The sequence below is a fragment of the Paenibacillus sp. BK720 genome, from assembly GCF_011761545.1.
Classification (GTDB): Bacteria; Bacillota; Bacilli; order Paenibacillales; family Paenibacillaceae; genus Pristimantibacillus.
On record NZ_JAASRQ010000006.1, the window covers coordinates 194,716 to 207,323 of the forward strand.

Consider the following 12,608-nt stretch of genomic DNA (forward strand, 5'->3'; position numbering starts at 1 on the left):
AGGCTGGAATGATGTACGATATCATCGTTATTGGCGCCGGTCCTGCCGGTGCAAGCGCAGCAATCTTTACGGCAAAAGCAGGCAAGCAAACGTTACTGCTCGAGAACAACAAAGGCATGACCAAGCGGGCTTGGTTCGAGAACTATTACGGCATTACCGAGATTGGCGGCCCCGATCTTGTGGATACAGGCAAGAAGCAGGCCATCCGGCTTGGCGCAGAATTAAAAGAAGAGACCGTTACCGGCGTATCGCCAATCGAAGGCGGCTTGTCCGTTGTAACGGATCAAGGCACTTACGAAGCTAAGCATGTACTGCTGGCAACCGGCGCTTTGGTTGATCTGGCACAGCACATTGGCGCGGCGACAAAGCCCGGAACCGAACCGCGCATCAAAACCGTGGTCGATGTTGACCCCGCCGGCCGCACCAGCATCCCCGGCGTATGGGCAGCCGGTACGGTTGCAGGCGTCAGCGTGCATGCGGTTATCACCGCAGGCGACGGCGCCAAAGTCGCGATTAACATCATCAGCGAGCTGAACGGCGAGCGTTACGTCGACCATGACGTGCTGAAAGCTTAAATAAGCAAAGGACGGAGCAGAAGCTGCTCCGTCCTTTTTTTTGGTTTCGCTTGCGGCGGTTGGCGAGCGCCGCTGTTGCGCGGCTGGCGCCGTAACACGAAAAAACCGTCTTATTGCGCTGCTTTTACCCGCGTATCCGTTGCTCCACACCTCGCCAAGGGGCAGAGATAAAAACGGGGTACGCCAGTTACCTGTGCGTACCCCGTTTTCTATTAAGCTGTAGCTGAGCTTGAAGCCGATGGCGCTGCCTGCTGCCCGGCTTCACCTTGCCGCTTGCCGCCGCCGAAACGGGCGCCGCCCTCAAAGCCGCCGCGTCCGCCCTTAGGCGCTTCCCATTCGCCGTTTACTCGTTTCGTTACCTCGTCCGTGACCGCTTTCAACTTGACGTCGTATTCCTCTTGCGCAAGCTTGCCGCTTTCGAGTGCTTCGTCAAGCTTGGCTTTCACGGCGTTTACTTCAAGGTCAATCACGCTCTGCACGCTTACGCCTTGCTTGTCCGCAATTGCGGCAAGTGTCTGACCATCCTTCACTGCCGCCTTAAGCTCCGCCGACGTCAACCCAAGCAGCTTGGCGAGTGCTTCTTTATCGCCAAACGCGAAAGCACGACCATGCCCTTGCCCTTTGCCTGCAAAGCCTTTCGAATCAAGCAGCTTGTCGGCAATCGCCGCGCTATCAAGCTTTTTGACCGAATCACCCCCTGCAGCCGTATCATCCTTCTTCGGCGCAGCCGCTGCCGCGGCATCGATCCACTCCACCAGCTTCGCTTTCAAGTCCTCGCGGCTGATGCCTTGGGCTGCCCCAACCTCAGCCAAGGTGGACGTCACGAGCTTGCTCTTCAGCTCTTCGGCAGACAGCTTCAGGTAGTCCGCCAGCTTACCTTCCATACCGGCCAGTCCGATAAAGCCGCGCTTGCCGGCAAGCTTACCGTGTTTATCCTGCTGCCCTCCTGCCGGCGACTGGTCCGATGACATTCCCGCTGAAGCCGACGCCGACGAGTCGGAGCCGGCCGCGTAAGCTAATCCCCCGCCAAGCGCAAGGGTCAGCGCCATCAGGCTTGCCGCGATTGCTTTGCTTCTTCGCATGATATACCGCCTTTCTATTCAGGAATTTCAATTACCCCTCCATTGTATCCCTCTTCTATGAACAGATTTTGAACATCGCTAGTAATTAGCGGATTGCCAAGGATGAGAATTGTCTCAGAACTAAACTCTAACCCGCCAAACACCGAAAAATAGAGTAAGTACCGCTGCCAAATACTTTTCTAACACGGCCACGCGAACTTACCTAATATTTGGCTGTTATAGTTGGTTATAAGATGAAGACAACTTTGCTCAGGCAGCCGATCAACTTCCTAAAGAACGAGGGATCATGAATGTTCAAGAAGAGAAAAACCAGTCTAGCGCTCGTCCTTTCCGTTGTGCTTGCCCTTCTGTTTCTGGCCACAATCGGGGCAATGGTATCCATCACGACAAACAATCAGAAGGATGCCTATTTCGAAGAAATGTCCCGTACGGTCCAGACTCTTGGCAATATTACCAGCGCCAAAATCGACCTGATCACCTCTGCGCAGGAGCAGCTGAATAAAGGAAAGACGCAAGGCTCCACGGACTTTTACAACTTATCGTTATTTCTGGAGGCCATGAACTCCAACGACCAAGTCTCCAACGTATACGTTTTGCAGCCGGATAAAGTAGAGAAGGACGGAAAAACCTATCTCACCACGCTGCAGGGCACCGGAGCGCTTACGCAAGCAGGTCTTACGCCGGGCACTCCGTACGAGCTCTCTCCTTCCTTTGTAAAGGGCTACGATAAGGCAATGAAAGACGGCTTTGCCAGAGTGGCTACCTACGAAGATGAAATGGGCACATGGGTGTCTTACCTGATGGCGATTAAAGACAACTCCAATAAAACGGTCGCGATATTGGGCGCCGACTTCGACTACGACAACGTGCAAGCGGAGCTCGACCGGAGAATGTGGCAGGTCCTTAACGTGGGGATCGCCTGCGATGTCATCGCCATTATCCTCATCGTATTGATCGTGCGTTTTGCCGTAAAACCGTTGAAGCGCCTCAGCCAGGTAGCCGCTCTTGCCGCAAAAGGCGACTTGACCGTCACCGTCCCGGTCACTACCGGCAATGAGATTGGGCAGGCCTCTCATGCCTTTAATGAGATGATAGCCAGCCTGCGCCAGTTGGCCAGCCATATTCGTTCCACCTCCAGCGAGGTTGCCGGTTCATCCTCCATGATGCAGGAAAGCGCCGAGCAGACCTCTCGCGCAACGGAGGAAGTCGCTAACGCCATTCATGAGGTTGCCGCGGGAGCGGATACGCAGCTGCAGAGCTTCCAGGAATGCCAGCGCGCGATGAACGAGATGACCGTCGGCATCCAGCGGATTGCGGAGTCCTCTTCTTCCGTATCCGAGCTTGCCGCCGACGCCTCCGAGCTTGCCAATGCGGGCGATACGGTTATTAACCGGACAGTCAGCCAAATGCGGGTGATCGAGCAAAATGTCAGCGAAACGGTAACCGTTATGCAGGAGCTGCAGCAAATGAACAGCCAGATCGGCTCCATTCTGGAGATGATCGGCGAGGTATCCAAGCAGACAAACCTGCTCGCTCTTAACGCATCTATTGAAGCAGCCCGCGCAGGGGAGCATGGCAAAGGCTTTGCCGTTGTTGCCCATGAGATCCGCAAGCTGGCCGAACGCTCGAAGGAGTCCTCCGACCAGATCGGCGAAATTCTGAGCGGCATCAGCAGCCGGACTAGCGAAGCCGTTCTCTCGATGGAAAAAGCGGCCGAAGGCGCGCGCGAGGGCAGCTCCGTCTCCCATCAGGCCGGCGAATCGTTCCGCTCGATCCATGAGGCTATCCGCCAGGTGTCTTCTCAAATCCAGGAGGTTTCCGCGGCATCCGAGCAGATGTCGGCGGGCAGCGAGGAAATCGCGGCCTCGCTCGATCAGCTGGAGCATATCGCCGAGGCATCCTCCATACAGTCCCAGCGCGTGGCCGCGGCATCCGAGGAGCAGCTCGCTTCCATGCAGGAGGTTGCAAGCTCATCCGCCCAGCTTCGCAAACTTGCCACCGAACTGAACAAAGCGATCGATACCTTCAAGACGCAATAAATTCGCGCAAACGACAAAAGCACCTCCATCAAGCCAAACGGCTGCATGGAGGTGCTTTTTCATAACTATAACCGGAAACGGAGAGAACCCTTCCCCGATCCGTCATGAATTAGGATGCGGTAACAGCCGAGCCTTGCTGCAGCTGGTACATCGCGAAATATTTGCCGCGGTGATCCATCAGTTGGTCGTGATTGCCGCGTTCGACGATGCGGCCGCGGTCCAGCACCAGAATCTGATCCGCCTGTCGGATGGTGGATAAGCGGTGGGCAATGACAAACGTCGTGCGGCCCTTCTTCAGCACGTCCAGCGCTTCTTGAATAATGGCCTCCGTCTCCGTATCGATGCTTGCCGTTGCTTCATCCAGAATCAGAATCGCGGGATCATAGGCGAGCGCCCGCGCGAACGAGATCAGCTGGCGTTGGCCGGCGGACAGCGTGCTGCCCTTCTCGATCACTTCCGCATCGATACCGCCCGGCAGCTGCGCGAACATGTCGTAGGCGCCAACGTCGCGAAGCGCCTGCTCCACCCGCTCCCGGCTGATCGCCGGATTGTTCAAGCTGATGTTAGAGGCAATCGTACCGGTGAATAGGAACGGATCCTGCAGAACGATGCCCATATGCTGGCGCAAATGCTGCTTCGGAATATTCAGCACATCCTTGCCGTCGATTACGATGCTGCCTTCATTCGAATCGTAGAACCGGAACAGCAGGTTCATAATCGAGCTTTTACCGGAGCCGGTATGGCCAACCAGCGCTACCGTATCGCCTTGGCGGGCGGTGAAGGAGATATTTCGCAGCACGTATTCATCCTTCTTGTAGGCAAACGAAACGTTATCGAATTTCACTTCGCCCTTGTAACGCTCCATTGTGCCCGGCTCAACCTCAACGCCAGGCTGATCCATCAGGGTAAATACCCGCTCAGCGGATACCCTTGCCGTCTCCAGATTGGACAGCTGGTTCACGACGCCAACGATCGGCTGGAACATCCGGTTCATCAGATCGACGAACGCATACAGCACGCCTACCCCGATGGCGGCGCCAAACCAGTCGCCCCAGAAGAACCAAATCACGATAAGGAAGATGATGTTCCGGACCACGTTGACCAGGTTATGCGACGTAATCGAGTTCAAGCTCAGCAGCTTGTTCTGATACGTAAAATAATGCTCGTTCAACTCGTCGAATTCTTTAAAGGTCTCTTTCTGACGGCGGAACGCCTGGATAATCGCCATCCCCTGGATGGATTCGTTGATCATCGCGTTAATCTCGCTCAGCTTCGTCCGGATAATCCGGTTGTAACGGGCAGCAAAGCGCCGGTACAGATTAATCCAGACCAGCAGGATCGGCACCAGCGGCAGCGCAAACAGCGCAAGCCTTGGATCCAGCAGGAACAATGCTCCGTAGATCGCCGTCATGTATACGATCGCGGAGAAGAAGTTCGCCAGTACCGCGACATACAGCTCGCGGATGGCCTCCGTATCGTTCGTAATCCGTGAGACGACCTGCCCGGCGGCCAGCGTATCGAAGTAGTTCACCGGAAGCCGCTGCGTATGGGCGAATACGTCATTTCGCATGCGCCGGACAATCCGGTTCGCGGAGGTCTGCAGCAGGAGCCGCTGTCCGTAAGTGAATACCGCGCCAAGCACGAGCAGTCCGACATAAAGGCCGGCCAGCTTCATCAGGCTTGGAATTTCCGGGCTGTAGAACTGGTACAGCTCCTTCGCCGAAATCAGGGCAACCGGGAATGCGGCACTCTCTCCGGTTGTTTTGTCGGTGACTGTCATCTGGCCGTCCGTCACCTTGCGCACGCCCTCCATTGCGGGAAGGGTGCCTTCATGCCAGTAAAATTTTCTGCCGGCCTGAAGCAGATGCACCTCGGTGCCTCTGGCCTCGCCGACTGCGAAGTGGTCTTCGCGTTTATACCATTTATCTTTATAAGAGACCGCGTAGGGCTCATCCCCCGCAACCTCGTACCAGCTCTTCTCGATGCCGAGAATATTCTGATCGATCATCCGCTTCGCGATAAACGGCCCCGCCAGCTCCGCGCATACGGCCAGCAGGAGCAGAACCAACGCTCCGATGATCGGTTTTTTATAAAGCATGGCATATTGAAACAATCGTTTACCTGTTTGACCCATTGTTCGTAAACGCCTCTCTTTCCTATGATTCAATCAGCGACTCCAGCTGCTGCCGCTCGTACTGCTCTTTGTACCAGCCATCCTGCTTCACAAGATGGTCATGGGTACCCTGCTGAACAATGCGTCCTTCGTCCAGCACGATGATGTGGTCAGCGTGCTGCACCGCGGACAGCCGGTGTGTCGTGATCAGTGTCGTTTTGCCTGCTCGTTCCGTCCGGATGCCTTCGATAATCTCGGCTTCCGTCCGTCCGTCTACCGCGGACAACGCGTCGTCCAGCATCAATATTTCCGGATCTGCGATAAGCGCGCGCGCAATGCTGACCCGCTGCTTCTGGCCGCCGGAGAGCGCAACGCCCTTCTCGCCGACCATCGTTTCCAGCCCGTCAGGCAGGAATTGAATATCCTTGGCAAACGATGCCCTTGCAAGCGCGCGCTGCAGATCTTCTTCCGTCGCCTCGCCCTTCTTGCCGAACATAATATTCTCGCGAATCGTCTTCGAGAACAGAATCGGCTGCTGCGGCACGTAGCCGATCCAGCCAAGGAGCCGCTCCATCGGCAGCTTCTCCAGCGGCTGGCCGGTAATCTTGATTGCGCCGGCGCCAACCGGATATTCGCGCAGCAGCTGCTTGAGCAGCGTTGTTTTGCCGCTGCCCGTGCGGCCGACAATGCCCAGCGTCTGGCCTTGGCGCAGACTGACGTTCACGTCGCTCAAGTTGTCTACCACCGACGATGGATAACGGAACGTCACATCGTCGAAAGCAATCGTTGCCGGCGAGGTCACGTCGACGGTGTTCTCCGCGTCCTGCACATCCGGCTTGTAGCCAAGCGTTTCATCTACCCGGTCAAGCGAAGCATTGCCCCGCTGCATAATGTTGATCAGCTCGCCGATTGCGAACATCGGCCAGATCAGCATCCCGAGGTAGACGTTGAAGGAGACCAGCTCGCCAAGCGTAATCTCGCTGTGGAATACGAGATAACCGCCGTAGCACAAGCCGATCAGGTAGCTGAGGCCGACCAGTATTTTGATCGTTGGCTCGAAGAGCGCATCGATCTTGGCCACCTCGATATTTTTCTGAAAGACCTCATCGGTTTTCTTGCGGAATTGATCCTGGCTTGCTTCCTCCTGCACGAAAGCGCGGATAACCCGCACCCCCGATACCGATTCCAGCACCTGGTCGTTTAATTCGCCGAAAGCGTCTTGCGACTGCATAAACCGCTCGTGGATTTTACCCCCGAAATGCTTCATCGCAAGCGCGATAAACGGCAGCGGCAGAAGCGCCGCCAGCGTCAGCTTAACGCTGATCATCGCCGCCATAATGCCGAGAATCGTCAGCATGAAGAAGGTCGAGTCAATCAGCGTCAGAATGCCGAAGCCGGCCGTCGTGGCAACCGCATTCAAGTCATTCGTGGAGCGGGCCATCAGGTCGCCCGTCCGGTTCCGTTCATAGAAGGTTGGCGACATCTTCAGGAAGTGGCGCATCAGCCTCGAACGGAGCAGCCGCTCCAGAACGAAGGCACCTCCAAACAGCTTATAATGCCACACGTAAGTGATCGCGTAGCCGACCACCGTCACGGCGATCCAGCCGGCCACGACCTGCATAAAGCCCGTCGCGTCCAGCCTGCCCTGATGAATGCCGTCAATCGTATGGCCGATCAGCCAAGGCGGAATCACGTCGAGAAAGCCCGTGATGATCAGCAGTACGCAGGCTAGCGTATATCTTTTCCAATTCATTGCGAAAAACCATCGAAGCTTCTTAAGTACAATAAACATAGTTTCCGTTTGACACCTCCCGTTTCCATCCAAGCATCTTCCCCCACCGCAAAAAAAGGAAGCGCACCGTAAGATAACGATACGCTTCCTTTGGCAGCAGGCGGGCGCAAATTGGCCCGCTGCATCAAAAAAGGCGCACGGTTACGGTTACGTAACCATGCGCCTTTGATTCTAATGGGATACCCCTAAAGATCAAAGAGATTCGACGCGCGGATGGATTACGCTCATAAATTTAGTATGCATTTGGTTAAATGGTTGATGGACGCCTACAATTGGATTCATGCCGTAATCCTCCTTTCGATTTGTTTAAGATATTTGTCACTTTACCATCCGAAGAAATAACTGTCAATCCGTTTTTTTGTAAAACCCCGCCTATTTTGGAGAATGATCACATGACCCAAGCTTCCGCCTGCCGCTCCGCCAGCAGAAGCTGCTCGCGAACCTTGACCACTTCGCCCACGATGATAAGGGCCGGGTTGACCACTTTGAAAGACACCGCCAGCTTATGAATGTCAGCCAGCGTTCCCGTAATAACGCGCTGTTTGCTTGTTGTGCCGCGCTCGATAATCGCAACCGGCGTGGTTGCCGCCTTGCCGTGCTTCAGCAGCTCCCCGCGGATGACGGAGAGCTGGCTGACGCCCATATAGATCGCCAGCGTATCCACGCTATGCGCAAGCAAATCCCAGCGCACAGGCTCCTGGTCGCCGTGACAGCGGTTGCCGGTCACGCAGGCGAAGGATGCCGCCTTCCCGCGATGCGTCAGCGGGATCGCCGCCGAGGCCGCCGCGCCGATTGCGGACGTGACCCCCGCCACGATCTCCCACTCGATGCCGTGCTCGGCCAGCTCCAGCGCCTCCTCGCCGCCGCGCCCGAAGACGAAGGGGTCGCCCCCTTTGAGGCGGACGACCGTTTTCCCTTGCTTGGCGTAGGCGACAAGCGCCGCATTAATTTGTTCCTGCGGCATCGCATGCGCATTAGGCGCTTTGCCGCAGTACACCAGCTCCGCATCCGGGCGGGCGTACGCGAGCAGCTCTTCGTTCACGAGCCGGTCGTACAGGATGACATCCGCCAGCCCGATTCGCCGCATCGCCTTCACCGTAATCAGCTCCGGGTCACCGGGGCCTGCCCCAACAATAAATACCTTGCCTGCCGCCTCCATTACAGGCCGCTTTTCTCGGCTGCAAGCGCCGGTTTGGCCGAAAGACCCGACTTTGCGGAAGAAGAAGAGCTTTCGGAGTCTTTTGCCTTCTTGTTATGCGACCAGTAGAACATAAAGCCGGTAAACAAAGCGCCGCCGACAAAGTTGCCGAGCAATACCGGAATTTGGTTCCACAGCCACCAGTCCGCTACAGACACGTCCGCGCCAAGCATCATGCCGGCCGGGATGACGAACATATTAACGACCGCATGCTCGAAGCCTTGCTCGAAGAACATCAGAATCGGCAGCCACATCGCGACGATTTTGCCCAGGGTCGATTTCGAGGTCATCGCCATCACCACGCCAAGCGTTACCATCCAGTTGCACAGGATCGCCTTGATGAACACGAGAATGATGCCGTCGAAGCCCATTTTTTGATACCCCAATGTCTTGGTCTCGCTGACTTGAATGAGCATTTGAGCTAGCGGATTGGACATATCCGTCCCCATCTTCGTAACCGCCATGCCGTATAAAGCCGCATATACCGCGCAGCCGATCAGATGACCGATAATGACAAGCCCATAGTTGGCCAGCATGCGGGTCAGCGTTGTTTTCCGTTTGAAGACCGATAGAGGAATAAGCGCAAAGCTGCCGGTAACAAGCTCAAGCCCCAGAAGAACGATGATAACAAAGCCAATCGGGAAAATAATTGCCCCCGTTAATGGGAGTGAAGTCTGCGTTGTCGCCGTATAGGCGAGCGTTGTCGCAAAGGCCAGGATGCCGCCGCCCAAAAAACCTCTCATCAGCATTTGCGAGGCGCTCATTTCCGCCTTCGCCGTCCCCGCCTCCACCATCGATTCCAGTACTTCAGCCGGTTTCACGTAGTCCATGTTCCATTCCTCCTAAAATGAATGATCACCGTAATAGCCCGTGTACGGGTTATCGTGATGATTCATACTTCGCGAGTATCCACCTCATGAATGATCACCAAGATAGCCTGAGTGCAGGCTATCGTGATGATTCATACTTCGAAAGCGTCCACCTCATGAATGATCACCGCAATTGTTATCTCTCTTCTACAGGGTGATATAGATGTCGCCGCTGCCCGGGTCAATCTCCGTCTCGAACGTCTTGATGCAGCCGTCATCGGGCTCATGCACGCGTCCGCTCTTCAGGTCAATCTTCCAATCATGCAGCGGGCAGTGCACGGCCGTGCCGCACACCATCCCCTCCGACAGCCTGCCGCCCTTATGCGGGCATTTGTTCTCGACCGCTTTCACGCTGCCGTCCGCCAGGCGGAAAATCGCCACGTCCGTGTTGTCAATCTGCACCGTACGAGAGCCTAATACGTCGATATCCGTTAATTTCGCTACAAGCACCTTTGTCACCATATGGTAGCCCCCCCTATCCTTGCACCGGCTGCGGACTGGATAATTCCTCGAAGTTTTTGCGCAGCTCTTTGTTCTCGATAATTTCTTTCCATGGATCCGTTGTATAGCTAAGCGTCTTCTCCAGACGTTCTACCAAGGCCAGACGGTCCTCGCGTTTCTCCAGCGCTTTCTTGACATGATCCAGGCCAACGCGTTCAATCCATTGCGCGGTACGTTCGTTCCATGTCGCATTCTCGCGGTAATATTGCAGGTAAGCCGAGGACCATTCCATCACTTCATCCTCCGTCTTCACGGTGCAGAGCAGTTCGGTCGCGCGGACGTGTATGCCGCCGTTGCCGCCGACGTGAAGCTCCCAGGCACCGTCGATGGCGACAACGCCAAGATCCTTGATCGTTGCTTCCGCGCAGTTGCGCGGACAGCCGGATACGGCAAGCTTTACTTTCGCCGGAGCCGTCATTCGCTCGTAGGCTTTCTCCATCCGGATCCCCATGGCGATCGAGTCCTGCGTGCCGAAGCGGCAGAAGGTGTTGCCGACGCAGGTTTTTACCGTGCGGAGGGTCTTGCCGTAGGCATGGCCGGAAGGCATATCAAGCTCTTCCCAAATCTTCGGCAGGTCTTCCTTCTTCACTCCGAGCAGGTCAAGCCGTTGTCCGCCGGTGAATTTCACCATCGGTACCTCGTACTTCTCGGCGACGGTAGCGATTTTGATCAGGTCGGCCGGCGTGGTCACGCCGCCGTAGACGCGAGGCACAACCGAATAGGTGCCGTCCTTCTGAATGTTCGCGTGGTAGCGCTCGTTCGTGAAGCGCGATTCCTTCTGGTCCTCGTATTCTCCCGGCCACAGCATGCCAAGATAGTAGTTCAGCGACGGGCGGCATTTCGTGCAGCCCCCTTCGTTCTTCCATCCCAGCACGTTCATGACTTCCTTGACGGTCATGAGACGCATTTCCTTGATTGCCGCAACAATCTCGTCGCGGGAATGCTCCGTGCAGCCGCAGATGCCTTCCTTCACCGGAGCGCCTGCCGCATCGCCGGCGTACAGCTTCAGCAAGCCTTCCACTTGAGGCTTGCAACCGCCGCAGGAAGCGGAAGCTTTCGTGCAGCCTTTGAGACTGGCCATCGTATTGCAGCCTTTATTCTGAACGGCATCGGCAATAGCGCCCTTCGATACGCCGTTGCAGCCGCAGACGATTTCATCGTCGGGCATCGCCGCCAGCCGGTCCGCCGCGGAGGAAGCGCCTCCTCCTGCCGCAGGCGAGAAGCCGAGCAGCAGCTCCTTCTCCTTGCCTTCGATCGATTCGCCCTTCTTCATAATCGAGAACAGCTCGGCGCCGTCGGAAGTATCTCCAAACAGTACCGCCCCCACCAGCTTGCCGTTTTTGATCACAATCTTCTTGTATGTGCCCGCTACATCATCTTGAATACGCAGGGCTCTTGTTCCCGGTCCTTCGTTGAATTGGCCTGCCGAGAACACGTCGACACCGGATACCTTCAGCTTCGTTGAAGTAACGGAGCCTTGGTAGCCTTCCGTCTCAATGCCGGCCAGCAGCTTCGCCAAAACGGCACCCTGCTCATACAGCGGAGCGACAAGGCCGTAGGCGATCCCCCGGTGCTCGGCGCATTCGCCAACGGCGTATACATCCGGAATATTCGTCCGCATGAAATCGTCAACGATAATCCCGCGGCCGACTTCAATGCCGGAAGCCTTCGCTAAATCAACGTTCGGGCGGATCCCCACCGCCATCACGATAAGATCCGCTTCAACCTCGCTGCCGTCCGCGAATTGCAGAGCCTTTACGCGGCGTCTGCCCGTAATGGAGGCCGATTGCTTGCTCAGCAGGAACTTCATGCCTTGCGCTTCGAGCTCGCGCTGCAGCATCCGCGCCGCCGGCTCATCCAGCTCGCGGTTCATCAGAATGCCGTTGATATGAACAACGTGGACGTCCATCCCCAGATTCAGCAGCCCCCGCGCCGCTTCAAGACCCAGCAGGCCGCCGCCGATTACGGCTGCTTTTTTATACTTTTGAGAAGTCTCCTGCATAATCTCGGTGTCGCGGATATCCCGGAAGCCGATTACGCCTTCTTTGTTCGCGCCAGGCAGAGGCAGCATAAACGGATTCGAGCCCGTCGCCATCACGAGCACATCGTAGTCCGCTTCAATCCCTTGCTGGGAATACACTTTTTTCCGTTTCGTATCGATCTTCGTGACCGTGTGTCCGGCATGCAGCTGGATATGATTGTCCGCGTACCAGTCCCAGTCGTTAATGACGATATCCTTCATGTCCGTTCCGCCCGCAAGGACCGAGGACAACATAATCCGATTATAGTTCGGGTACGGCTCCGCTCCGAAAATCGTAATGCTATATGCATCCGGAGCGAGCTTGATCAAATGCTCGATTGCCCGCACCCCCGCCATTCCGTTGCCAACCAGCACCAATTTCTTCCGATCCGCCATTGTCATTCTCCTCTCCACTCTCT

9 protein-coding genes are annotated in these 12,608 nt (G+C 56.1%); 2 read left to right on the forward strand and 7 right to left on the reverse strand.

Annotated features, from left to right (window positions below):
* Nucleotides 1-11: 11 nt before the first annotated feature.
* Nucleotides 12-575, forward strand: coding sequence for an FAD-dependent oxidoreductase (locus tag FHT67_RS22640; RefSeq protein ID WP_132308961.1), 564 nt, complete (start codon nt 12-14; stop codon nt 573-575).
* Between the two features lie 212 nt (nt 576-787).
* Here FHT67_RS22640 and FHT67_RS22645 read toward each other — a convergent pair whose 3' ends face one another.
* Nucleotides 788-1,657: a hypothetical protein gene (locus tag FHT67_RS22645; RefSeq protein WP_167201399.1), complete on the reverse strand. Its 870-nt coding sequence runs from the start codon at nt 1,655-1,657 to the stop codon at nt 788-790.
* Between the two features lie 290 nt (nt 1,658-1,947).
* On the opposite strand from FHT67_RS22645, the gene FHT67_RS22650 reads away from it, so the two are divergent.
* Nucleotides 1,948-3,696 carry a methyl-accepting chemotaxis protein gene (locus FHT67_RS22650; RefSeq protein ID WP_132308655.1) on the forward strand — a complete coding sequence of 583 codons (1,749 nt, stop codon included), beginning with the start codon at nt 1,948-1,950 and terminating at the stop codon, nt 3,694-3,696.
* A gap of 109 nt (nt 3,697-3,805) precedes the next feature.
* On the opposite strand, the gene FHT67_RS22655 is transcribed toward FHT67_RS22650, so the two are convergent.
* The 6 genes from FHT67_RS22655 to nirB form a co-directional block, all read right to left on the reverse strand.
* Nucleotides 3,806-5,830, reverse strand: a complete 2,025-nt coding sequence (locus FHT67_RS22655) for an ABC transporter ATP-binding protein (RefSeq protein ID WP_167201400.1) — start codon at nt 5,828-5,830, stop codon at nt 3,806-3,808.
* Nucleotides 5,831-5,852: 22 nt separating this feature from the next.
* Nucleotides 5,853-7,601: an ABC transporter ATP-binding protein gene (locus FHT67_RS22660; RefSeq protein WP_132308651.1), complete on the reverse strand. Its 1,749-nt coding sequence runs from the start codon at nt 7,599-7,601 to the stop codon at nt 5,853-5,855.
* 388 nt (nt 7,602-7,989) lie between these two features.
* Nucleotides 7,990-8,760, reverse strand: a complete 771-nt coding sequence (gene cobA / locus FHT67_RS22665) for a uroporphyrinogen-III C-methyltransferase (protein ID WP_167201401.1) — start codon at nt 8,758-8,760, stop codon at nt 7,990-7,992.
* Nucleotides 8,760-9,629: a formate/nitrite transporter family protein gene (locus FHT67_RS22670; protein WP_132308648.1), complete on the reverse strand. Its 870-nt coding sequence runs from the start codon at nt 9,627-9,629 to the stop codon at nt 8,760-8,762. The genes cobA and FHT67_RS22670 overlap by 1 nt, the downstream gene beginning before the upstream one ends.
* 186 nt (nt 9,630-9,815) lie before the next feature.
* Entirely contained in the window at nt 9,816-10,130 is a 315-nt protein-coding gene (nirD, locus tag FHT67_RS22675; protein ID WP_132308646.1) for a nitrite reductase small subunit NirD, read from the reverse strand.
* 13 nt (nt 10,131-10,143) lie between these two features.
* Nucleotides 10,144-12,585: a nitrite reductase large subunit NirB gene (gene nirB, locus FHT67_RS22680; RefSeq protein ID WP_132308644.1), complete on the reverse strand. Its 2,442-nt coding sequence runs from the start codon at nt 12,583-12,585 to the stop codon at nt 10,144-10,146.
* Nucleotides 12,586-12,608: the final 23 nt, after the last annotated feature.